The sequence below is a fragment of the Pseudomonas sp. PKS genome (assembly GCF_051913525.1).
In the GTDB taxonomy this organism is placed as follows: Bacteria; Pseudomonadota; Gammaproteobacteria; order Pseudomonadales; family Pseudomonadaceae; genus Aquipseudomonas; species Aquipseudomonas guariconensis_D.
On sequence record NZ_JBEGDO010000004.1, the window covers coordinates 241,316 to 264,388 of the forward strand.

The 23,073-nt window shown below is 63.5% G+C and carries 19 protein-coding genes and 1 pseudogene; 10 read left to right on the top strand and 10 right to left on the bottom strand.

All coding sequences use genetic code 11. From position 1 onward, the window contains the following. Window positions 1–17 precede the first annotated feature (17 nt). Window positions 18–2,084, bottom strand: a complete 2,067-nt coding sequence (locus ABOA88_RS06750) for a carbon starvation CstA family protein (RefSeq protein ID WP_196169804.1) — start codon at window positions 2,082–2,084, stop codon at window positions 18–20. A 170-nt stretch (window positions 2,085–2,254) separates the two neighbouring features. Here ABOA88_RS06750 and ABOA88_RS06755 point away from each other — a divergent pair, with 170 nt between their 5' ends. Next, window positions 2,255–2,620 (top strand): PilZ domain-containing protein, encoded by a 366-nt coding sequence (locus tag ABOA88_RS06755; protein ID WP_196169805.1) that lies wholly within the window; start codon window positions 2,255–2,257, stop codon window positions 2,618–2,620. 261 nt (window positions 2,621–2,881) lie between these two features. Then, complete coding sequence (locus ABOA88_RS06760; RefSeq protein WP_196169806.1) at window positions 2,882–4,399, top strand: nucleobase:cation symporter-2 family protein; 1,518 nt, start codon at window positions 2,882–2,884, stop codon at window positions 4,397–4,399. A 125-nt stretch (window positions 4,400–4,524) separates the two neighbouring features. Here the strand turns inward: ABOA88_RS06760 and radA are convergent, their stop codons facing one another. Further along, window positions 4,525–5,892, bottom strand: coding sequence for a DNA repair protein RadA (gene radA / locus ABOA88_RS06765; RefSeq protein ID WP_367851340.1), 1,368 nt, complete (start codon window positions 5,890–5,892; stop codon window positions 4,525–4,527). Window positions 5,893–6,066: 174 nt separating this feature from the next. Here radA and mscL point away from each other — a divergent pair, with 174 nt between their 5' ends. Continuing rightward, entirely contained in the window at window positions 6,067–6,477 is a 411-nt protein-coding gene (gene mscL, locus ABOA88_RS06770) for a large-conductance mechanosensitive channel protein MscL (RefSeq protein ID WP_070092760.1), read from the top strand. 107 nt (window positions 6,478–6,584) lie between these two features. Here mscL and ABOA88_RS06775 read toward each other — a convergent pair whose 3' ends face one another. Further along, window positions 6,585–7,361: a ferredoxin--NADP reductase gene (locus ABOA88_RS06775; RefSeq protein WP_196169808.1), complete on the bottom strand. Its 777-nt coding sequence runs from the start codon at window positions 7,359–7,361 to the stop codon at window positions 6,585–6,587. A 170-nt stretch (window positions 7,362–7,531) separates the two neighbouring features. Between ABOA88_RS06775 and ABOA88_RS06780 the strand changes: the two genes are divergently transcribed. Then, a complete protein-coding gene (locus tag ABOA88_RS06780; protein ID WP_367851339.1) occupies window positions 7,532–8,656 on the top strand; it encodes a methyltransferase in 1,125 nt (374 codons plus the stop codon). 139 nt (window positions 8,657–8,795) lie between these two features. On the opposite strand, the gene ABOA88_RS06785 is transcribed toward ABOA88_RS06780, so the two are convergent. The 3 genes from ABOA88_RS06785 to ABOA88_RS06795 are packed head-to-tail and all read right to left on the bottom strand — an operon-like array spanning window position 8,796 to window position 11,395. Further along, the gene (locus tag ABOA88_RS06785; protein WP_043208419.1) at window positions 8,796–8,936 is read right to left on the bottom strand and encodes a DUF2474 domain-containing protein; all 141 of its coding nucleotides are present in this window, start codon (window positions 8,934–8,936) and stop codon (window positions 8,796–8,798) included. A gap of 11 nt (window positions 8,937–8,947) precedes the next feature. After that, on the bottom strand, window positions 8,948–9,955 hold the full coding sequence (gene cydB / locus ABOA88_RS06790; protein WP_043208417.1) for a cytochrome d ubiquinol oxidase subunit II: 1,008 nt from the start codon (window positions 9,953–9,955) through the stop codon (window positions 8,948–8,950). Window positions 9,956–9,958: 3 nt separating this feature from the next. Then, window positions 9,959–11,395: a cytochrome ubiquinol oxidase subunit I gene (locus tag ABOA88_RS06795; protein ID WP_196169810.1), complete on the bottom strand. Its 1,437-nt coding sequence runs from the start codon at window positions 11,393–11,395 to the stop codon at window positions 9,959–9,961. 340 nt (window positions 11,396–11,735) lie between these two features. Here ABOA88_RS06795 and ABOA88_RS06800 point away from each other — a divergent pair, with 340 nt between their 5' ends. The 3 genes from ABOA88_RS06800 to trmA all read left to right on the top strand — a co-directional run bounded on the left by ABOA88_RS06800 (window position 11,736) and on the right by trmA (window position 15,603). After that, the gene (locus ABOA88_RS06800) at window positions 11,736–12,956 is read left to right on the top strand and encodes an MFS transporter (RefSeq protein ID WP_367851338.1); all 1,221 of its coding nucleotides are present in this window, start codon (window positions 11,736–11,738) and stop codon (window positions 12,954–12,956) included. A gap of 269 nt (window positions 12,957–13,225) precedes the next feature. Beyond that, complete coding sequence (locus tag ABOA88_RS06805) at window positions 13,226–14,521, top strand: NCS2 family permease (protein ID WP_196169812.1); 1,296 nt, start codon at window positions 13,226–13,228, stop codon at window positions 14,519–14,521. Continuing rightward, complete coding sequence (gene trmA, locus ABOA88_RS06810; RefSeq protein ID WP_196169813.1) at window positions 14,518–15,603, top strand: tRNA (uridine(54)-C5)-methyltransferase TrmA; 1,086 nt, start codon at window positions 14,518–14,520, stop codon at window positions 15,601–15,603. Before ABOA88_RS06805 ends, trmA begins: the two co-directional genes overlap by 4 nt. 40 nt (window positions 15,604–15,643) lie before the next feature. On the opposite strand, the gene pcaG is transcribed toward trmA, so the two are convergent. Together pcaG and pcaH are read right to left on the bottom strand one after the other, a co-directional pair. After that, window positions 15,644–16,249: a protocatechuate 3,4-dioxygenase subunit alpha gene (gene pcaG, locus ABOA88_RS06815; protein ID WP_367851337.1), complete on the bottom strand. Its 606-nt coding sequence runs from the start codon at window positions 16,247–16,249 to the stop codon at window positions 15,644–15,646. 10 nt (window positions 16,250–16,259) lie between these two features. Beyond that, complete coding sequence (pcaH, locus tag ABOA88_RS06820; RefSeq protein ID WP_196169815.1) at window positions 16,260–16,979, bottom strand: protocatechuate 3,4-dioxygenase subunit beta; 720 nt, start codon at window positions 16,977–16,979, stop codon at window positions 16,260–16,262. Between the two features lie 199 nt (window positions 16,980–17,178). On the opposite strand from pcaH, the gene ypfJ reads away from it, so the two are divergent. From ypfJ to ABOA88_RS06835, 3 genes and pseudogenes are all read left to right on the top strand, one after another. Then, window positions 17,179–18,066 carry a KPN_02809 family neutral zinc metallopeptidase gene (gene ypfJ / locus ABOA88_RS06825; RefSeq protein WP_196169816.1) on the top strand — a complete coding sequence of 296 codons (888 nt, stop codon included), beginning with the start codon at window positions 17,179–17,181 and terminating at the stop codon, window positions 18,064–18,066. A 343-nt stretch (window positions 18,067–18,409) separates the two neighbouring features. Beyond that, window positions 18,410–19,348, top strand: a pseudogene (locus ABOA88_RS06830) (methyl-accepting chemotaxis protein); the annotation flags it as partial. Next, the gene (locus tag ABOA88_RS06835; protein ID WP_419183386.1) at window positions 19,340–20,203 is read left to right on the top strand and encodes a methyl-accepting chemotaxis protein; all 864 of its coding nucleotides are present in this window, start codon (window positions 19,340–19,342) and stop codon (window positions 20,201–20,203) included. The pseudogene ABOA88_RS06830 and the gene ABOA88_RS06835, both read left to right, overlap by 9 nt. 146 nt (window positions 20,204–20,349) lie before the next feature. Here the strand turns inward: ABOA88_RS06835 and ggt are convergent, their stop codons facing one another. Together ggt and ABOA88_RS06845 are read right to left on the bottom strand one after the other, a co-directional pair. Then, complete coding sequence (gene ggt / locus ABOA88_RS06840) at window positions 20,350–22,017, bottom strand: gamma-glutamyltransferase (protein WP_196169818.1); 1,668 nt, start codon at window positions 22,015–22,017, stop codon at window positions 20,350–20,352. Window positions 22,018–22,135: 118 nt separating this feature from the next. After that, complete coding sequence (locus ABOA88_RS06845; protein ID WP_196169819.1) at window positions 22,136–23,032, bottom strand: LysR family transcriptional regulator; 897 nt, start codon at window positions 23,030–23,032, stop codon at window positions 22,136–22,138. Between the last annotated feature and the right edge of the window lie 41 nt (window positions 23,033–23,073).

A 23,073-nucleotide genomic window follows, 5' to 3' on the forward strand; every position in this document is an offset into this window, starting at 1 on the left:
ACTGCATTCCTCTTCGGTTACGCGTCAGGCAAGGCCTGGAACGGAGTTTCCTTGTCGCTGCGCTCCTTGCGGCCCAGGGCGGCGATGCCGACCTTGATCGCGAAGATCAGCACGCTGAACACCACCACCAGGAACAACACGGTCAGGCCCGCGTTGGTGTAGGCGTTGTAGATCACGTGCTGCATCTGGCCGATGTCCTTGGCCGGCGCCAGTACCTGGCCTGCGTCCAGCGCGACGCTGTACTTGTTGGCCAGGGCCAGGAAGCCCACTGCCGGGTTCGGATCGAACAGCTTGATCAGGCCTGCGGCGGTGGTGCAGATCAGCAGCCAGGCCGCTGGCAGCAGGGTGACCCAGACGTACTGCTGGCGCTTCATCTTGATCAGCACCACGGTGCCAAGCATCAGGGCGATACCGGCCAGCATCTGGTTGGAGATGCCGAACAGCGGCCACAGGGTGTTGATGCCACCGAGCGGATCGATCACCCCTTGGTACAGCAGGTAGCCCCACAAGGCCACGCAGCCTGCGGTGCCCAGCAGGTTGGCGCCCCACGAGTCGGTACGCTTGAGGGCTGGAACGAAGCTGCCCAGCAGGTCCTGCAGCATGAAGCGACCGGCACGGGTACCGGCGTCCACCGCGGTGAGGATGAACAGCGCCTCGAACAGGATCGCGAAGTGGTACCAGAACGCCATGGTGTTATCGCCCGGCAGCACTTGGTGCAGGATCTGGGCGATCCCCACCGCCAGGGTCGGCGCACCACCGGCACGGGCCAGGACAGTGTGCTCGCCGATGTCACGGGCGGTGGCCTCGAGCTGCTCGGGGGTGATCATGAAGCCCCAACTGCTGACGGTCTGGGCGACCGACGCGACGTCGGCACCGACCACTGCGGCCGGGCTGTTCATGGCGAAGTACACACCCGGCTCGATCACCGAGGCGGCGACCATGGCCATGATGGCAACGAACGACTCCATCAGCATGCCGCCGTAGCCGATGTAGCGAGCGTTGACTTCGTTGTCCAGCAGCTTGGGCGTGGTCCCCGAAGAGATCAGCGCATGGAAGCCGGACACCGCGCCACAGGCGATGGTGATGAACAGGAACGGGAACAGGGTGCCCTTCCAGACAGGGCCGGTGCCGTCGGTGAACTGGGTCAGGGCCGGCATCTTCAGCTCCGGCGCGATGATCAAGATACCGATGGCCAGGCCCACGATGGTGCCGATCTTGAGGAACGTCGACAGGTAGTCACGCGGCGCCAGCACCAGCCATACCGGCAGCACGGCAGCCACGAAGCCATACCCCACCAGCATCCAGGTGATCTGCACGCCGGTGAAGGTGAACGCCGGGCCCCAGACCGGATCGGCCGCTACCTGGCCCCCCAGCCAGATCGACAGCAGCAGCAGGACCACGCCAATGAGCGAGATCTCGCCGATGCGACCCGGACGGATGTAGCGCATGTATACGCCCATGAACATCGCGATCGGGATAGTCGCCATCACCGTGAACATGCCCCATGGGCTCTCGGCCAGGGCCTTGACCACGATCAGCGCCAGCACCGCGAGGATGATGATCATGATCAGGAAGCAGCCGAACAGGGCGATGGTGCCGGGGATGCGGCCCATTTCCTCACGGACCATGTCCCCAAGGGAACGGCCGTTACGGCGAGTGGACAGGAACAGGACCATGAAGTCCTGCACCGCACCTGCCAGCACGACGCCTGCAATCAGCCAGAGCGTGCCGGGCAGGTAGCCCATCTGCGCGGCAAGCACCGGACCGACCAGGGGGCCTGCGCCGGCAATGGCTGCGAAGTGGTGACCGAAGAGAATGTGTTTGTTGGTCGGGACGTAGTCCAGGCCATCGTTGTTGAGCACCGCCGGTGTGGCCCGACGGGGGTCGAGTTGCATCACCTTGGTGGCGATGAACAGGCTGTAGTAGCGGTAGGCGACCAGGTAGATGGCCACTGCCGCGACCACGATCCACAAGGCGTTGATCGCCTCGCCGCGACGCAGGGCAACCACACCCAACGCGCAGGCTCCTATGACTGCCAGCGCCAGCCACGGAATGTGGCGTAGCAGGCTATTATTGTTGTTCATGGTTTACTTCCAGCTGGTGGATTGGAAAAAGACCGCCCATCGAGTCTAGGGCGTGTCATCGCGCATTGCCACACTTGCTTTGGTCTAGAGCCTCTGCGGCCCGATTCAGGTACCGGAAGGACATACACAATCAACTATAGTCAGGAAGTACCCCCCGGAGGGCCTGCCCCATGAGCGAACACGACGAACGCCGCCGTTTCCTGCGCATTGATTTCGACGCCCCCACCGAACTGCGCCAGGGCCTCAAACGCTGGCCGGTAAAGCTGCTGGATCTCTCGTTAAAGGGCCTGTTGATCGAAAGGCCAGAACCCTGGGATGCGGACCTGACCCAGGATTTCGACGCCATCATCCACCTCGACCCTCACAATCACGTGAGCATGCAGGTCGAATTGCGCCACGAAGAACCCACCCGCCTGGGCTTCATCTGCCTGTATATCGATATCGACTCAATGACGCATTTGCACCGTCTTGTGGAGCTGAACGTGGCCGACGGCACCGAAATGATGCGTGAACTGCGCGAACTCATCGAATATTGATATCTCTTAGCCTGCTAACGTTCTAGCCTCAATGTGTTTCCTGTCTACCCAGACAGCTTTCTGCCAGCCGGTGGACAGGATGTACACACCCCTCTAGCACCGCCTCTGACACTTTGGAACACAACCTGCATTCACTTGTACCGCACGTGGCGCTCACCTGCGTTCGTGCTCCGATCAAAATCTTGTATACAATTCATGTGGTATTTGTTTGAAGGAATTGTCTACAGTAGCGGCACAACAATAAACAAGTGAGCCTGCTCCATGACTACGTCCCCTAGCACGTCTCCCACCAAACGTCCCGAAGACGAAAATCTCGGGCTTGGTGCCAACTTGGCTTATGGTCTGCAACACGTCTTGACCATGTATGGGGGCATCGTTGCCGTACCCCTGATCCTCGGCCAGGCAGCAGGCCTGACCCCCGCGGAAATCGGCATCCTGATCGCCGCATCATTGTTTGCAGGTGGTCTGGCGACCTTGCTGCAGACCCTCGGCCTGCCGTTCTTCGGCTGTCAGCTACCGCTGGTGCAAGGGGTTTCGTTCGCAGGCGTGGCAACCATGGGCGCCATTCTCAGCAGCCAGGACGGCGGCGGTCTTCCGGGCGTGCTCGGTGCGGTCATGGCGGCGTCGTTCATCGGTTTCCTGATCACGCCGGTGTTCTCGCGAATCACCAAGTTCTTCCCTCCGCTGGTGACCGGTATCGTCATCACCACCATCGGCCTGACCCTGATGCCCGTCGCCGCGCGCTGGGTCATGGGCGGCAACAGCGCCTCGCCGGAGTTCGGCAGCGTGGCCAACATCGGCCTGGCAGCGCTGACCTTCGCCATCGTCCTGGTGTTGAGCAAGCTGGGCAGCGCGACCATCTCGCGCCTGTCGATCCTGCTGGCCATGGTCATCGGCACCCTGATCGCCTGGTCGCTGGGCATGACCGACTTCAGCAAAGTCACCGAAGGCCCGGTCTTCGCCTTCCCCACCCCGTTCCACTTCGGCATGCCGACCTTCCACATCGCGGCGATCCTGTCGATGTGCATCGTGATCATGGTGACCCTGGTGGAAACCTCGGCAGACATCCTTGCCGTGGGTGAGATCATCGACACCAAGGTCGACTCCAAGCGTCTGGGCAACGGCCTGCGCGCCGACATGGCCTCGAGCATCCTGGCGCCGATCTTCGGCTCCTTCACCCAGAGCGCCTTCGCCCAGAACGTTGGTCTGGTGGCCGTGACTGGGGTCAAGAGTCGCTATGTGGTGGCTACCGGTGGCGTCATCCTGGTGGTATTGGGCCTGCTGCCGATCATGGGCCGCGTCATCGCTGCGGTACCGACCCCAGTCCTGGGTGGCGCCGGCATCGTGCTGTTCGGCACCGTGGCAGCCAGCGGCATCCGCACCCTGTCGACAGTCAACTACAAGAACAACGTCAACCTGATCATCGTCGCCGCCTCCCTGGGCTTCGGCATGATCCCGATCGCTGCACCGACCTTCTACCACAACTTCCCGAGCTGGTTCGAAACCATCTTCCACTCGGGCATCAGCTCCGCGGCGATCATGGCGATCCTGCTGAACCTGCTGTTCAACCACCTCAAGACCGGCAACTCGGACCAGCAGTCGGTATTCGCCGCCGCCTACGAGCGCACCATCCAATACTCGGACATCTCCTGCCTGCGTGATGGCGACTACTTTAAAGATGGCAAGCTGTTCGACGCCGACGGCAACGAAGTGCCTGTGATGGAGCTTGACGAACATGGCAACGAGGCGCCCCGGCGCAAAGCGTTAGCCGAGCACTGATCGCCCGCAGAGGTGGTCGAGGGGAGCCGATGCGCATCGTCGGCTCCCCTTTTTCTTTGTTCTAGACAAACCCGATGGCGCGGTGTGCTCTTCGCGGGTAAACCCGCGAAAGGGCCGCCGCGATGTCACTCGAACAGCGCATCCAGCGCCTGCTCGAGGCGCGTCACGGCAATGACCTGCAAGCCCGCCGGCGCCTCCTTCGGCGCATTGCCCTTAGGCACGATGGCGCGCTTGAAGCCATGCTTGGCCGCTTCCTTGAGGCGCTCCTGGCCACTGGGTACCGGACGGACTTCGCCAGACAGGCCGATCTCGCCGAACACCAGCAGCCCATGGGCAAGCGGGCGGTTGCGCAGGCTGGACATCACCGCCGCGAGCAGCGCCAGGTCAGAAGCCGTCTCCAGCACCTTCACCCCACCCACCACGTTGAGGAACACGTCCTGGTCATGGGTGGGAATGCCGCCGTGCCGATGCAGGACCGCCAGCAACATGGCCAGGCGGTTCTGGTCCAGGCCCAGGGTGACCCTCCGAGGGTTGGCCAGGTGGCTGTCGTCCACCAGCGCCTGGACCTCCACCAGCATCGGCCGGGTGCCCTCCCAGGTCGCCATCACCACACTGCCCGGAACCTCCTCCTGGGTGCGGTTGAGGAAGATCGCCGACGGGTTGGAGACCTCCTTGAGCCCACGATCGGTCATGCCGAACACGCCCAGTTCGTTGACCGCGCCGAAGCGGTTCTTCACCGCCCGCAGCAGACGCAGGCGGCCGTCGGACTCGCCCTCGAAATACAGCACGGTATCGACCATGTGCTCCAGCACCCGCGGCCCGGCCAGCGAGCCTTCCTTGGTGACATGGCCCACCAGGAAGATCGCCGTACCGCTCTGCTTGGCGTAGCGCACCAGCAAGGCCGTGCTTTCGCGCACCTGGGCCACGCCGCCGGGGGCTGACTGCAACTGTTCGGTGAAAATGGTCTGGATCGAGTCGATGACCATGACCCGGGGTTTCTCCACCCGTGCGGTGGCGATGATCGTCTCGATACAGGTCTCGGTCATCACCTTGAGCTGCTCCTGGGGCAACCCCAGGCGACGCGAACGCATGGCCACCTGCTGCTGGGACTCCTCCCCGGTGACGTACAGGGCTGGCATGCGGGTAGCGATGTTGCACAGGGTCTGCAGGAGGATGGTCGATTTGCCGATGCCCGGGTCGCCGCCGATGAGCACCACCGAGCCATCCACCAGTCCCCCACCCAGCACTCGGTCGAGCTCGGTGCTGCTGGTGGTGAAACGCGGGATCTCCTCGACGCTGACTTCGGCCAGGGTCTTGATCTGCGCCTGCTGCCCGGCCCAGCCGGTACGCCCGGCCGGGGCCGCAGCGCCACCGCTTTCGATCAGGGTCTCGACCAGCGTGTTCCAGGCCCCGCATTCGCCGCATTGGCCAGCCCATTTGGGAAAGGTTGCGCCGCACTCGGTGCAGCCATACAAGCGCTTGGCCTTGGCCATGGGCTCAGTCTCCTGGAAAAATCGCCATGATAGCCGAGCCGGACGTGTCTCGAATGTGCTGGGAGGCGACAAAACTATTCGCTCTAAGCGAAGTCTGTAATCGCGATGCAACGCATGAAGCGCATTGCTGGCTTACACTGCGATTACCTCTCCATTTGTTACAAGGAATAAACCATGGGCATGCTCAGTGAATTCAAGGCCTTCGCGGTCAAGGGAAATGTCGTCGACATGGCAGTCGGTATCATCATCGGAGCGGCCTTTGGCAAGATCGTATCGTCCTTCGTCGGCGACGTGGTCATGCCCCCGCTGGGGCTTTTGATTGGCGGCGTGGACTTCAGCGACCTGGCCATCACCCTCAAGGCGGCCGAAGGTGACGTGCCGGCGGTGGTGCTGGCGTATGGCAAGTTCATCCAGACAGTGATCGACTTCCTGATCGTCGCCTTCGCCATCTTCATGGGCATCAAGGCGATCAATCGCCTCAAGCGTGAAGAGGCCGTGGCGCCGAGCGCACCGCCTGTGCCGAGCGCCGAGGAAACCCTGCTGACCGAGATCCGCGACCTGCTCAAGGCGCAGAATCGCCAGTGACACAAGCGCGCGGGGAGCAGGCAAGCGCAACGCTCTTGCTCCGCGGCGCCCTCTTCGCGGGTGAACCCGCTCCCACAGGGGTCAGCGCCGACCCGGTGGATGCGGGTTTACCAGTAGTTCTCCACAGCCACCTGCCCTGGCCGCTTGCTCAGGCTCAACTGCAGGTCCCGCGCCTTCAGGACCTTGCGCGTGTCATCGATCATCTGCGGGTTGCCGCACAGCATGATCCGCGAATGCTCCGGCGACAGCGCCAACCCCGCTGCCCTTTCCAGCTCACCGTTTTCGATCAGCGTGGTGATCCGCGCATTCAGCGCCCCCGGATACGCCTCACGGGTGACCACCGGAATGAACTGCAGCTTGCCCGCGAACTCCGCCAGATACTCGCGTTGCTCGAGGCCTGCAATCAGGTCCAGATAGGCCAGCTCCTTCGCTTCGCGCACTGAATACACCAGCTTGATGTGCTCGAAACGCTCCCAGGCTTCGAAGTCCTGGAGGATCGACATGAACGGCGCGATGCCAGTGCCGGTCGCCAGCAACCACAGGTCGCGGCCGCCAACGAATCGGTCGAGGGTCAGGTAGCCGAAGGCCTGGCGGTCGATCAGCACGGTATCGCCCTCGCCCAGACGGCTCAACTCACTGGTGAACTCGCCCCCCGGCACGACGATGGAAAAGAAGTCGAGAAACTCGTCATGGGGCGCGCTGACCATCGAATACGCCCGCCACACCACACTGCCGTCGGCCTTGGTCACACCCAGGCGAGCAAACTGCCCGGAGCGGAAGCGAAATCCAGGATCGCGGGTGACCCGTAGGGTGAACAGGCTGGGGGTGAGCGGCTGGACGTCAAGCAGGGTCTGGCGGGTGAACTTGTCGGCGCTGGCGGTCATGACGGACTCCATCGAGCAGGTGCGCCCAGTGTCGCGCAAAGCGCCAGGGATGAACACCGATGGTTTGTAGGGCCTCCATCCGTACAAGCGGACGACAAAGCCCTGTAGAATCGCGCCTTTGAAGCTCGACGTGGCCTGCGTCGAGCAGATTGGTACCCGAGCCCTACGCCATGCCCCTGCTAACCAGCCCTTTCGCCGAACTCGACCTCATCCGCCAGCCTGAGCAGGCCAACGACCCCTTGCAGGCCTTCGACGCCGCAGACCAGTACCTGCTGGAACACCTGGCCAGCCAGGCGCCTGCCGCCGATTGCCGGGTACTGGTGCTCAACGACAGCTTCGGCGCGCTGGCAGCCAGCCTGGCAGGCCGTTTGCCGGTGGTCAGCAGCGGCGATTCCCACCTGGGCCGCCTGGCGCTGGAGAAGAACCTGGTGCGCAACGGCAAGCCGTTCGACAGCGTGCCCTTCATTCCCGCCAGCGAGGCCTGGCAAGGCATGTTCGACCGGGTCCTGGTACGGGTGCCCAAGACCCTGGCCCTGCTCGAAGAGCAACTGATCCGCCTGCAAGGCCATCTGGCCCCCGGCGCCGAAGTGATCGCGGGCGCCATGATCAAGCACCTGCCGCGAGCGGCAGGTGACCTGATGGAAAAGTACATCGGCCCGGTCCAGGCATCGCTGGCCCAGAAAAAAGCCCGACTGCTGACCGCCACCGTCGCCGAGCGCCCGGTCACCCGGTCGCCCTATCCCACCCGTTATCGCCTGGATGCGCCGGCCCTGGAGCTGATCAACCACGCCAATGTGTTCTGCCGCGAAGGGCTGGACATCGGCACTCGCGCCTTCCTTCCACACTTACCGAGCAACCTGGGCCAGGCCCGGGTCGCGGACCTTGGCTGCGGCAATGGGGTGCTGGCGATCGCCAGTGCCCTGGCCAACCCCGAGGCGCATTACACGCTGGTGGACGAGTCGTACATGGCGGTGCAGTCGGCCCGCGAGAATTGGCAGGCGGCGCTGGGTGAGCGGGACGTGCAAATCCGCGCCGCCGACGGTCTGGCGGGGCAGGAAAAACAGTCGCTGGACGTGGTGTTGTGCAACCCGCCGTTCCACCAGCAGCAGGTGGTCGGGGACTTCCTGGCCTGGCGCATGTTCCAGCAGGCCCGTGAGGCGTTGGTGGTAGGAGGGGCGCTGTACATCGTCGGCAACCGTCACCTGGGTTACCACAGTAAGCTGGGCCGGTTGTTCCGAGGGGTGGAGCAAGTGGCGGCGACGCCCAAGTTCGTGATCCTCAAGGCACGCAAGTGACCTGATTGGGGCCGCCTTGCGGCCCATCGCAGGCTTCGCCAGCGCCCACGAGCTCCGATGCAAGCCAGAGAGGGCCTGCACAGCAGCCCCACAATCGCGCTGTGGGAGCCGGCGATGGGCTGCACAGCAGCCCCAAGGCTCAGTGGGTACTCAACCCAGCCGCACTCATGAACATCCGCATCAGCCAGGCCACCACACCGAGGGCGGCCACGCTGCCCGCCCAGATCAGCACCAGCCAGCCTAGACGTTGCCACAAGGGCTTCTTCTGTTCAGCCATCATTGCCCGACCTCCTAGTGATAGCCCTGGTCATGGGTCACCTTGCCGCGGAACACGTAGTAGCTCCAGAAGGTGTAGCCCAGGATGAATGGCAGGATGAACAGCGTCCCCACCAGCATGAAGCCCTGGCTCTGTGGCGGCGCCGCAGCATCCCAGATGGAGATCGACGGCGGGATGATGTTCGGCCACAGGCTGATGCCCAAACCGCTGTAACCCAGGAAGATCAGCACCAGGGTCAGCAGGAACGGGGTGTAGTGCGCATTGCGCGCCACCGCCCGTAACAGGCCGTAGAAGGTCACCAGCACCAGGATCGGCACCGGCATGAACCAGATCAGGTTGGGCATGCTGAACCAGCGGTCGGCGATCTGCGGATAAGCCAGCGGCGTCCACAGGCTGACGATGCCGATCACCGCCAGCAGCACCAGCGCCAGAGGCTTGCCCAGCGTGTGCATCTGCTCCTGCAACGGCCCTTCGGTCTTCATGATCAGCCAGGTGCAACCGAGCAGGCTATAGGCAACGATCAGCCCCAGCCCTGAGAACAGGCTGAATGGGGTCAACCAGTCGAAAGCCCCGCCCGCATAGTGGCGATCGACCACCTTGAAGCCTTCGATGAAGGCGCCAAGGGCCACGCCCTGGAAGAAGGTCGCCACCAGCGAGCCCCAGATGAACGCCTTGTCCCAGAGGTGACGCTTGTGCGCCGTGGCCTTGAAGCGGAACTCGAACGCCACGCCCCGGAAGATCAACCCAACCAGCATCAGGATCAACGGCAGGTACAGCGCTTCGAGCACCACCGAGTAGGCCATCGGGAAGGCACCGAAAAGCCCCGCCCCGCCCAGCACCAGCCAGGTCTCGTTGCCGTCCCACACGGGGGCAACGGTGTTCATCATTACATCGCGGTCACGCTCTGCCTTGACGAAGGGGAAGAGCATGCCGATCCCCAGGTCGAAGCCGTCCATCACGACATACATCATCACGCCGAAGATGATGATCACGGCCCAGATCAACGGAAGGTCGATACCCATGGCTCAGTTCCCCTTGCTCAGACTGGCGGAATCGGCCTGATGGCCTTCATCGGCGGCGGACAGTGGCCGCGCCGGCGTACGTTGCTGGCCAGGCCCGCCAGGATTGTGCTCGTCGCCCTCGCCGGTCTTCGGCCCTTTGCGCACCAGACGCATCATGTAGCCAAGGCCGGTGCCGAACAGCGCGAAGTAGACCACCACGAAGATCACCAGGGTCAGGCCCAACTGGCCGTAGCTGTGGTTGGAGACCCCATCGGCGGTGCGCATCAGGCCGTAGACCACCCAAGGTTGGCGGCCGATTTCAGTGGTGAACCAGCCCGCCAGCAATGCGATCAGACCCGACGGCCCCATCCACAACACCAGGTGCAGGAAGGGACGCGAGCTGTAAAGCGTGCCGCGCTTGCGCAGCCATAGGCTCCAGAAACCGACGGCGATCATCAGAAGGCCCAGGCCGACCATGATCCGGAACGACCAGAACACGATGGTCGAATTGGGGCGGTCTTCGGGCGGGAACTCCTTCATGGCCGGGACTTGCTTGTCCAGGCTATGGGTGAGGATCAGGCTGCCCAGTGCCGGGATCTCGATCTTGAAGTGGGTGGTCTCGGCCTTCATGTCCGGGATGCCGAACAGGATCAGCGGTGTCGGCTCGCCAGGCTTATTCTCCCAGTGGCCTTCGATGGCGGCGATCTTCACCGGCTGATGCTTGAGGGTGTTCAAGCCATGGAAATCACCGATCACCGCCTGGATCGGCGCCACGATCAGCGCCATCCACATGGCCATCGACAGCATCTTGCGCACCGCCGGGTTGTCACGTCCGCGCAGCAGGTGCCAGGCGGCCGAGGCTCCGACGAAGAAGGCGGTGGAGACGAACGCGGCGGTGGCCATGTGCATCAGGCGGAAGGGGAAGGAGGGGTTGAAGATCACCGCCAACCAATCCACCGGGACCACCCGGCCATCGATGATCTCGTGGCCCTGGGGCGTCTGCATCCAGCTGTTGGAGGCCAGGATCCAGAAGGTCGAGACCAGGGTCCCGAGCGCCACCATGACCGTGGAGAAGAAGTGCAGCCCCCGGCCGACGCGGTTCCAGCCAAACAGCATGACACCCAAGAAGCCCGCCTCGAGGAAGAAGGCAGTGAGCACTTCGTAGGTCAGCAGAGGGCCGGTGATGGCGCCGGCGAAGTCGGAGAAGCGGCTCCAGTTGGTGCCGAACTGATACGCCATGACCAGGCCTGAGACCACACCCATGCCGAAGTTGACGGCAAAGATCTTGGACCAGAAGTGGTAAAGGTCGCGGTAGGTGTTGTTGCCGGTCCTGAGCCAGAGGCCCTCCAGAACCGCCAGGTAGCTCGCCAGGCCGATGGTGATGGCCGGGAACAGGATGTGAAAGGACACGGTAAACGCAAACTGGATTCGGGCGAGCTCCAAGGCCTCTAAACCGAACATAGTGCTTCCTCTTCAGGTAATCCGGCGCCGGGCTCATGGCCCTGACGCCCACTGCCCCCACGGTTATCGAGTGCGCTGTCTTGGAATTGTTCTGTTCGATCGCAGGGATTGCGGCCGATGGCCGGATCGTTGCATTTGGAACGATTGACCCAAGTCAACGATTGTTGGGAAGCATAGACCCGAATACTCGGACGAGCCGTGCGGTTGATTGCCGCGTGACCGGTTGTCCCACCGTCTTGAAGGGGCGTGAAAAAGCTGTCTCTCTCGGCAAACAGCAACCATTTGTTACAAACAGGTGATACCCTGCAACGCCTCCCCGTACCGAGGCCAAGGCTCGCCGATGTCCGACTCCACCACGCCTCTGCTCCGCCAGCATCGCCCCTTCCTGGCGTTCTGGCTGGCCCGTGTGTTCACCGCCAGCGGCTTCCAGATGCTCACCGTGGCCATCGGCTGGCACCTCTACCAGTTGACCGGAAATGTCCTGGACTTGGGCTTGGTCGGGCTGGTGGAGTTTGCCCCGCGGGTGCTGTTCATGCTGCACACCGGCCATGTCGCCGACCGCTATGATCGGCGCCGTGTCGCCGCCCTGTGCCAGAGCCTGCAGGCGCTGATCGCCCTGGCACTGGCCGTGGGCAGTGCCACCGACAACGTCAGCCGCGAGCTGATCTTCGTGCTGGCCTTCCTGCTCGGTGCCACGCGCTCCTTCGAGATGCCCGCCACCCAGGCCCTGTTGCCCAATGTCGTACCACCTGGGCTGTTCCCACGGGCCGTGGCGGCATCGGCATCGGCAACCCAGGCGGCGACCATCGTCGCCCCGGCCGTGGGTGGCTTTCTCTATGCCTTCGGCAGCATCTGGGTGTACGGACCGACCGTGGCGCTGTACGTCATCGCCTGCCTGCTGACCTTGAGCCTCGATGCCCGCCAGCAAGTGGCCCAACGTGGACGTGCCAGCCTGGAGTCCCTGTTGGCCGGGATCCGCTTCATCCGTAGCCGCCCGGACATCTTCGGAGCGATCTCCCTGGACCTGTTCGCCGTGCTGCTCGGTGGTGCCACGGCCCTGCTGCCGGTGTTCGCCAAGGACATCCTGCTCACCGGCGCCTGGGGCCTGGGCCTGCTGCGCTCGGCGCCAGCGGTGGGGGCGCTGCTGATGTCGCTGTGGCTGGCGCGCTTCCCGGTGGAGCGCAAGGTGGGGCTGACGATGTTCACCGCCGTCGGCGTGTTCGGCGTGGCCACCATCGCCTTCGGCCTGTCGACCTCGTTCTGGTTCTCCCTCGCGGTGCTGGTGATACTGGGTGCGGCGGACATGATCAGCATGGTCATCCGTGGCGCCTTCGTGCAGTTGGAGACTCCGGACGAGATGCGCGGCCGGGTCAGCGCGGTGAACGGCCTGTTCATTGGCGCCTCGAACCAGCTCGGCGAGTTCGAGTCCGGCGTGACGGCCCACTGGTTCGGCACCGTGCCGGCGGTGGTGCTCGGTGGCGTGGGCACGCTGATAGTGACCGGGGCCTGGATGAAGCTGTTCCCGACCTTGGCCAAGCGCGACAGGCTGCACGGTGACTGAAACGGCCCATTCGCGGGTCAACCCGCTCCCACAAGGGTTGCGTCGGCCCGTCCCCCGAGGCCCTTCAGGCCCCCTGTGGGAACGGGTATCCCCGCGAACGGGCCAACGCGGCCAGCGGCCTTCCCACCGGCCATAGGCCCTCGCCACCCATACTGGTATGATGCGCGGCTTTTTTGCGCCCCACACAAATGCAGGCATCGTCGACGGTCTGTGCTTTGCTGATTGGGGACGATTCAATCGCGGCGCCGGGGGCGCCTTGGGGAGCGGGCATGCTGGATAGGCTGTTTCAACTAAAAGCACACAACACCAACGTGCGCACCGAGATTCTCGCGGGCGTCACCACCTTCCTGGCCATGGCCTACATCCTGTTCGTCAACCCGAGCATCCTCGGCGAGACCGGCATGGACAAGGGCGCGATCTTCGTCGCCACCTGCCTTGCCGCAGCCATCGGCTCGGTGACCATGGGCCTGATCGCCAACTACCCCATCGCCCTGGCACCGGGCATGGGCCTGAACGCGTTCTTCACCTACACCGTGGTCCTGCACATGGGGCACACCTGGCAAGTGGCGCTGGGTGCGGTCTTCCTCTCGGCAGTGCTGTTCTTCCTGTTGTCGATCTTTCGTATTCGCGAATGGATCGTGAACAGCATCCCGCTGCCGCTGCGCTCGGCCATCGCTGCCGGTATCGGCCTGTTCCTGGCGCTGATCGCCCTGCACAACGCCGGCATCGTCGTGGATAACCCGGCCACCCTGGTGGGCCTGGGCGACCTCAAGCAACCTGCACCGATCCTGGCCACCCTGGGCTTCTTCCTGATCGTGGCCCTGGAGGCCATGAAAGTCCGCGGCGCGGTGCTGATCGGCATCCTGGCAGTGACCCTGGCCTCGATCCTGATGGGCGTGACGCCCTTCGGCGGCGTGGTGTCCATGCCGCCCTCGCTGGCCCCGACCTTCCTGCAACTGGATATCAAGGGTGCCCTGGACGTCGGCCTGATCAGCGTGATCTTCGCCTTCCTGTTCGTCGACCTGTTCGACAACTCCGGCACCTTGATCGGCGTGGCCAAACGCGCCGGCCTGATGGGCAAGGACGGCCACATGCCGAAGATGGGCCGCGCCCTGATCGCCGACAGCACCGCCGCCATGGCCGGTTCGCTGCTGGGCACCTCGACCACCACCAGCTACATCGAATCTGCAGCCGGCGTGAGCGCCGGTGGCCGCACGGGCCTGACCGCCATCGTGGTCGCCATCCTGTTCCTGCTGGCGCTGTTCTTCGCGCCGCTGGCCGGTAGCGTACCGGCCTTCGCCACCGCGCCCGCGCTGCTGTTCGTCGCGGTGCTGATGGCCTCGGGCCTGGCGGAAATAAACTGGGACGACGTCACCGAAGCTGCGCCCGTGGTGGTCACCGCCCTGGCCATGCCGCTGACCTACTCCATCGCCAACGGCATCGCCTTCGGCTTCATCGCCTGGACCGCCATCAAGCTGATCTCCGGTCGCCACCGCGACCTGAACTCGGCACTGGTGATCCTTTCCATCCTGTTCGTCATCAAGCTGGGCTGGTTCAACGCATGAGTGCTGTCTTCGACCCTTCCGCCTATTCCACGCAGCTCGAGGGCAAAGTCGCCCGGCTGCGTGAGCTATTGGCGCCGTTCGGCGCGCCGGAGCCGGCCGTCTTCGACTCGCCGCGCGAGCACTACCGCCTGCGCGCCGAGTTTCGCCTGTGGCGCGAAGAGGGCCAGCGCCACTATGCGATGTTCGCCCCGGGCGAAAAACACAAGGCGATCCTGATCGACGACTTCCCCATCGCGAGTGAACAGATCAACGCATTGATGCCACGCCTGAAGGCTGCCTGGCAGGCCAGCGAGGAACTGGGCAACCGCCTGTTCCAGGTGGAGTTCCTCACCACGTTGGCCGGCGATGCCATGATCACGATGTGCTATCACCGCCCGCTCGATGACGCCTGGGAAGTCGCTGCACGGCAATTGTCCGAGGATCTGGGCGTCAGCATCATCGGCCGCTCCAAGGGCAAGCGCCTGGTCATCGGTCGCGACTATGCCGTGGAAAAGCTCAACGTGGCCGGCCGCGTGTTCAGCTATCGCCAGCCAGAAGGCGCTTTCACCCAGCCCAACGGCGCGGTGAACCAGAAGATGCTGAGCTGGGCCTACGAGGCCATCGGCGAGCGTGAGGATGACCTGCTGGAGCTGTATTGCGGCAACGGCAACTTCACCCTGCCGCTGGCCACTCGCGTACGCCAGGTGCTGGCCACCGAAATCAGCAAGACTTCGGTCAATGCGGCCCTGAGCAATCTGGATGAGAACGCCGTGGACAACGTGCGCCTGGTGCGCCTGTCGGCCGAAGAGCTGACCCAGGCACTGAACGAGGTGCGCCCGTTCCGTCGTCTTGAAGGCATCGACCTGAAAAGCTACGACTTCGGCACCGTATTCGTAGACCCGCCGCGCGCCGGCATGGACCCGGACACCTGCGAGCTGACCCGCCGCTTCGAGCGGATCCTGTACATCTCGTGCAACCCCGAGACGCTGGCGGCCAACATCGCCCAGTTGCAGGACACTCACCGCATCGAGCGCTGCGCGCTGTTCGACCAGTTCCCCTACACCCACCACATGGAAAGCGGCGTACTGCTGGTTCGGCGTTGAGTTTCAGAACCTGGGGCTGCACTGCAGCCCCAGAGTTCACTCAGAAGTCGAAGAACACCGTCTCCCCTTCCCCCTGGATACGGATATCGAAACGATATGCCGTCTTCCCATCCACCTCGCAACGCCGGGCGATCAGCGTCTCGCGCCGTTGCGGCTGCTCGATCAGGTTGAGCACCGGGCACTGGGCATTGGCCTGGGCCTCATCGTCGAAATACACCCGGGTGTGCAGGTGGATGTTGATCCCCCGCGCGAACAAGCTGACGTTGATGTGCGGCGCCATGGGCACCCCGGCAGCATTGTTCACCACGCCCGGCTTGACCGTGTGCAGGGTCCACTCGCCGGCATCGAAGGTGGTGGCGGTACGGCCAAAGCTGTTGAAGGCATTCTCGTGGTGGTATTGGTCCTGGTAGTCGCCGTTGGCATCAGCCTGCCAGAACTCCAGGAACGAGTCGCGCACCAGGTGCCCATTGCCGTCGTACACATGACCGATCAACAGGATGTGCTCACCTGGCGCGTCAGGCTTGGCCAGGCGATTCCAGATCTCCTGATCGCGGGTGGGGTTGCCGGCTGCCTCCAAGGCCAGGCCGATGTGCACATAGGGGCCGGCGGTCTGAGAAGGGGTTTCCGGCAGCAATTCGATAGGCATGACGGGGTCCTCAGCAGTTTTCGAAGTGGGTCTTGCGCTGGCCGCGCAGCACGATGTCGAAGCGATACGCCAGGCAGTCCATGGGGTTGGCGTTGCTCATGTCGAGCTTGGCGATCAGGCGCTGCACCGCGTCGGGGTTGGCGATCGACTTGACGATCGGGCACAGCGGGATCAGCGGGTCGCCTTCGAAGTACAGCTGGGTGATCAAGCGGGTGGCGATCGACGGGCCACTGACCGACACGTGGATGTGCGCCGGGCGCCAGTCGTTGGGGCCATTGCGCCACGGATAAGGCCCTGGCTTGATGGTGCGGAAACTGTAGTAGCCGTCACGGTCGGTCAGGCTGCGGCCGACACCACCGAAGTTCGGGTCCAGCGGCGCCAGGTAGCGGTCATTCTTGTGGCGGTAACGGCCACCGGCGTTGGCTTGCCACATCTCAACCAAGGTGTTGGGCACCGGCTGGCCGTACTGGTCGACCACCCGGCCTGCGACGATGATGCGCTCACCGATCGGCAGACCGCCGTGGTTGAAGTTGAGCAACAGATCGTTGTCGTGAGGGCCGAAGCCTAGGTGGGAAAAGTCCGGCCCGGTGCTTTCGCTGATCGACTGCGGGATGCTGACCAGCGCCTGGCGTGGCGAGCGGGCCACGGAGGTCTTGTAGTCAGGCGTGAGGGCTTTGGGGTGCCAGTTGCGATCACGGATCACGAAGCGGCTGGTGTCCTGGACGGGCATGCCGTGTTCCTCTCTTGGAATTGTCGGGCACCTGTGCGTGGCAGGTGGGCATGCAGTTTCAGATAGGTCACGGGGCATGAACATTGAAAACAACGCCACAACACATAACCATATGGTTATGTATCTGCAGATTGGCTGACACCCGAAACAGCCCTGAACTAATCTTTGAGCTCATGTTTCAAGCTCCGGAGAACATTACATGGAATGGCGAAAAGGCCGACGCAGCGACAATGTGGTCGATGCCCGAGGTGAAGGCGGTGGCGGCGGCATGCGCTTTGGCGGTGGCAAAGGGCTGGGGCTCGGCGCCATCTTGCTGATCGTCGGCATCGGCTGGATCACCGGGCAGGACCCGCTGCAGATCCTCGGCCAACTCGCCGGCCAGATGGAGCAACAGCAGCAACAGGCGCCGTCGGGCGCAGGCGGCAAGGCGCCACCGGCCCATGACGAGCAGGCCGAGTTCGTCGCCTCGATCCTAGGCGACACCGAGGATACCTGGAAGGCCTTGTTCGCCCAGGCCGGCAAGCAGTACCGCGATCCCAAACTGGTGCTGTTCAGTGGCCAGGTGAACTCCGCCTGTGGTTTCGCCTCCTCGGCGGTCGGGCCGTTCTACTGCCCGGCAGACCAGCGGGTGTATCTGGACATGACCTTCTTCCGCGAGATGGAAACCCGTTTTGCCGCCGCCGGTGACTTTGCCCAGGCTTATGTGATCGCCCACGAGATCGGCCATCATGTGCAGACCTTGCTTGGCGTCTCGGCCAAGGTCGACGCGGCGCGGCGCAACGGCCAACGCATGGAGGGCGACAACGGCCTGTTGGTGCGCCAGGAGCTGCAGGCCGATTGCCTGGCAGGCGTCTGGGCCTACCAGGCGCAAAAGCGCCTGAACTGGCTCGAACCCGGCGATGTGGAAGAAGCCCTCAACGCCGCCAACGCCATCGGCGACGACCGCCTCCAGCAGCAAGGCCAAGGGCGCGTGGTGCCGGACTCCTTCACCCATGGCACCTCGCAGCAGCGGGTGCGCTGGTTCAAGACCGGCTTCTCCAGCGGGGACGTGAACCGCTGCGATACCTTCGGCTCACGTAGCCTCTGACAGACAGGGCCGCTCTGCGGCCCATCGCAGCCTTCTGCCATCTCCAAAACGCAAACGTTTTCAGTAGGTTACAAATCCGCTGAAAAAGCGTTTCAGCTTCGCCCTACCTTGCCGATAACTCCTCACATGAATCAGCGGGCGCCGACAACAACAATGCCCAGCGATTGGAGATCAAGCGAGCGAAAATCAATTTTCTGGAGAGCGTGCCATGAACAGCTGGTTTGCCAATATCAGTGTCAACCTCAAACTCGGATTGGGCTTCGGCCTGGTCCTGCTTCTGACCGGGCTTCTGGCCCTGACCGGCTGGACCAGCCTGGGCAGCCTGATCGACCGCAGCAACTGGATGAGCGACATCACCAAGCTCAACAGTGACCTGACCAACCTGCGCGTGGCGCGCCTGCAGTACATGCTGACCAACGGCGACGACACCTCGGCCGCCAACGTGCTGAACAAGCTCGATGCCTTCGGTGCGCAGCAACAGCATCTGGTCAATACCTTCAAGAGCCCCGAAAACCTCAAGCTGCTACGCGAGCAGGGCGAGACCATCGCCCAGTACTGGGTCTCGCTGGAGAAGATGCGCAAGGCCTACAAAACCGGCCTCGCCGCGCGAGAAGCCATGAACCAGACCGCCCGCCAGGCCAGCGAGGCGCTCGCCGCCATCGAGGCCGTCAGCCGAGACGCCTTGGCGCGCACTTCTGGCGACACGGCCACCCTCCAGCAGTTCCTGGCCATCAGCCAGGCCAAGGAACAGTTGGTCCAACTGCGCCTGGACGTGCGCAGCTACATCGCGGACCTCACCAGCGATGCAGAACAGACCGTCACCCGTCAGGTTGAAAAAACCTTGGTGGAGATCGACAACCTCAAGCGCCAGTTGCCTGGCGAAACTGCCCGAATCCAGGCGTTCGAGTCGGCCATGACCGGCTACCGCGATGCGCTGCGTCAGTTCCGCGATGCCAACGCCGAAGTCGGCGTGGCCCGTGCGGAAATGACCGTCGAAGGCGCCGACATCGTCAAACGCAGCGACCAGCTGTACCAGATCCAACTGGACCGTCGCGACAGCGAAAGCGCCCAGGCCCGCAGCCTGCAGACCATCGCCACCGTGCTGGCACTGCTGGTCGGCGTGCTGGCGGCATTCCTCATCACCCGCCAGATCACCCGCCCCCTGCGCGAGACGATGGACGTGGTGGAAAAAATCGCCAATGGCGACCTGACCCAGAACCTGCGCGTCACACGCCGCGACGAACTCGGCGCGCTGCAGCAAGGCATCGCGCGCATGGGCACGACCCTGCGCGAGTTGATCACCGGCATCCGCGATGGCGTCACCCAGATCGCCAGTGCCGCCGAGGAACTGTCGGCGGTGACCGAGCAGACCAGCGCCGGCGCCAACAACCAGAAAGTCGAGACCGACCAAGTCGCCACCGCCATGCACGAAATGGCCGCCACCGTACAGGAAGTGGCACGCAACGCCGAGCAAGCGTCCCATGCCGCGACGGGCGCCGATGAAGAAGCCCGTGCAGGTGATCGTGTGGTAGGCGAGGCGATCAGCCAGATCGAGCGCCTGGCCTCGGAAGTGCACCGCTCCACCGAAGCCATGAGCCTGCTGCAGCAGGAAAGCCAGAAGATCGGCAGCGTCATGGACGTAATCAAATCGGTGGCCGAGCAGACCAACCTGCTGGCGCTGAACGCCGCCATCGAAGCCGCCCGCGCCGGTGAGGCCGGCCGTGGTTTTGCGGTGGTCGCCGATGAAGTCCGCGGCCTGGCTCAACGCACCCAACAGTCCACCGAGGAAATCGAAGGGCTGGTGGCCAGCCTGCAGAATGGCACCCAGCAAGTGGCTGATGTGATGAATGACAGCCGCAGCCTGACCGACAGCAGCGTTGAGCTGGCGCGCAAGGCTGGCGCTTCGCTGGAGAACATCACCCGCACGGTGTCGAACATCCAGTCGATGAACCAGCAGATCGCCGCCGCCGCCGAGCAGCAGAGCGCCGTGGCCGAGGAAATCAGCCGCAGCATCCTGAATGTGCGTGATGTGTCCGAGCAGACCGCGACCGCAAGCGACGAGACTGCGGCTTCGAGCGTCGAGCTGGCACGTCTGGGTGGGCATCTGCAGGCACTGGTCAGCCAGTTCCGTGTCTGACCTCACATTTGCATAGCCCTCTTCGCGGGTAAACCCGCTCCCACAGGTTTGGCGGCGCCCTTGAGCGCAGCCCAACCCTGTGGGAGCGGGTTTACCCGCGAATGCGTCAGGCCAGGCAACCTTGCATGACCTGACTCACCACTGGCTTACTTCACGATCATCCCTACCCCCCGCCCACGCGGGTCAGAGGCAGTCTCGAGCTTCTCGCCGGTCACCCGGATCGCCTGGATGTCGCCCATCTCCCAGCCCTGGTCCTCCAGCACATAGCCCATCTTCTTCAGCTCATCGGCCACCTGGCCGGTCAGTGGCGCATAGCTGTCGAAATAGAGGGTGTCCTTGGGCAGCAACTGGTGATGCACGCGCTGCGCCGCCACGGCTTTCTCAAGCGGCATGTCGTAGTCGTACAGGTTGTTCATCACCTGGAAGATCGAGGTGAAGATCCGCGATCCCCCGGGCGTGCCAAGCACCAGCGCCACCTTGTCGTCACGGGTCACCAGGCTTGGACTCATCGATGACAGCATGCGCTTGCCCGGCTCGATGGCATTGGCATCGCCGCCTACCACACCGAAGGCGTTGGCTGCGCCCGGCTTGGCGCTGAAGTCGTCCATTTCGTCGTTGAGCAGGAAGCCCGCGCCCTTGACCACCACGCCACTGCCGTAATCCAGGTTCAGGGTGTAGGTGTTGCTCACCGCATTGCCCTGCTTGTCCACGATAGAGAAGTGCGTAGTCTGGTGCGGCTCCAGGCCCGGCTTGACCTTGTCGGTGTCGGAAATGGCGTTCGGGTTGACCTGGGCGGCTCGCTTGGCCAGGTAATCCTTGGCGATCAGCCGGTCGACCGGCACCTTGGTGAAAGCCGGGTCACCAAGGTAGTCGGCACGGTCGGCGAACACGCGCTTCTCGATCTCCGAAAGCAGGTGAATGTACTTGGCCGAGTTGTGCGCCACGCCCTTGAAGTCCGCCGCGCGGTCTTCCTTGATGCCCAGCAGCTGGGCCAGAGCCACGCCGCCAGAGCTAGGTGGCGGTGCGGTATAGACAATATTGCCACGCCAGCTGATCGCCATCGGCTGGCGCCAGACGGCTTTGTAATCCTTGAGGTCGGCCTTGGTGATCAGGCCCTTGTCGGCCTGCATCTGCGCCACCAGCAGGTCGGCGGTCTTGCCTTGGTAGAACTCGCTGACGCCCTTGTCGGCGATACGCTCCAGGGTCTGGGCGAGCTCAGGCTGCTTGAACAGCTCGCCCACTTTCATGTTGCCGAAGTAATCGTTGAAGTTGGTGGCGGTCTTGAACATGCCTTGGGCATCGTTGCGGTACTGGTACTGCTTCTGGGCGACCTTGAAACCGTTCTTGGCATAGCCGATGGCGGGGGTCAGCAGTTCGCTCCAGGGCAGCTTGCCGAATTTCTTGTGGGCCTCCCAAAGGCCCATCACCGTACCTGGCACACCAGCGGCACGGGCTCCGACCAGGCTGAGGTTCTCGATGACCTCGCCTTTTTCGTCGAGGTACATGTTGCGACTGGCCGCCTTGGGCGCCACTTCGCGGTAATCGAGGAAATACGGCTTGCCATCGACGAACAGAGTCATGAAGCCACCGCCACCGATGTTGCCGGCTTCAGGGTAGGTCACCGCCAACGTGAAGGCCGTGGCCACGGCGGCATCCACCGCGTTGCCACCCTTTTTCAGGATGTCGGCAGCCACCTGTGCGCCATATTGATCGGGCGCGGCCACCGCGCCCCCCTCCAGGGTGACCGCAAAGGCGGACGAACAGCTCAGGATCGCGGCCCCGAGGGCCATGGACTGGAACATGACGATACGCATGCGCACTTCCTTGGTGTTGTTTTTGTTGATCAGTCATTAAGGCCGAAGCCGTTCGACTAAGCAAACACCCGGGGAAGATTGCGCCGCCCCTGCACAGGTCCTGTCGTGTTCAGGCAACTCAGCAGGCGTACATCGCCAGCTTCTTCTGGATGAAATCCAGAAAGCATTGGATGCGCAGGGCCAATTGGGTATTGCGGTAGTACACCGCGTGGATCGGCTGGCGATAACCGTTGTTGAAATCGCCCAGCACCACCTGCAGGCGGCCGGTGCGGATGTCCTCGTGGGTCATGAAGTGCGAGAGGCTGACAATGCCCTCCCCCGCCAAGGCCAGTTGACGCAAGGTTTCGCCGCTGGAGGCAATGAGACTAGGACGGATCTGCCAGTAATCACCCTGGGCATGGCGCAGCGGCCAGCGGTTGAGTGACTCCGGCTGGCTAAAACCAAGCAGCGAATGCGCGTTCAGGTCCTCGACCTTTTCCGGCGTGCCATGGCGGGCCAGGTACTCGGGGCTCGCCAGCACCTGGATCGGGCTGCACCCCAGGGCGCGGGCATGCAGGCTGGAGTCAGCGAGATCGCCGATGCGGATGGCAACGTCAGTGCTTTGCTCCAGCAGGTCGATGATCAGATCGTCCGTGTTGAGCTCCAGCTCGATCCCAGGGTACTGGCGACGAAATTCACCGATCCACGGCAGGATGGCATGCAGCATGAACGGCGCCGCGGCATTGATGCGCAGGCGCCCGGAAGGCGTCTGGTTGTGCATCGACAGGTGCTCTTCCATGTCGTCCATCTGCTCGAGGATCCGCCGTGAACGCTCCAGGAAAAAACGCCCTTCCTCGGTCAGGTCCATGCGCCGGGTGGTGCGGTTGACCAAGGTGGTGCCGAGCTTGCCCTCCAGCCGTGACAACGTGCGGCTGACAGCCGACGGGGTCTGGCCGATCTGCTCGGCTGCGGCGGAAATCGAGCCGCAGTCGATCACAGCGACGAATACCTGGAGCTCTTCGGATCGGGTTTTCACGTATCAGGCCTGTCTCGGGGAATGCCGTGATTGATAGCCGG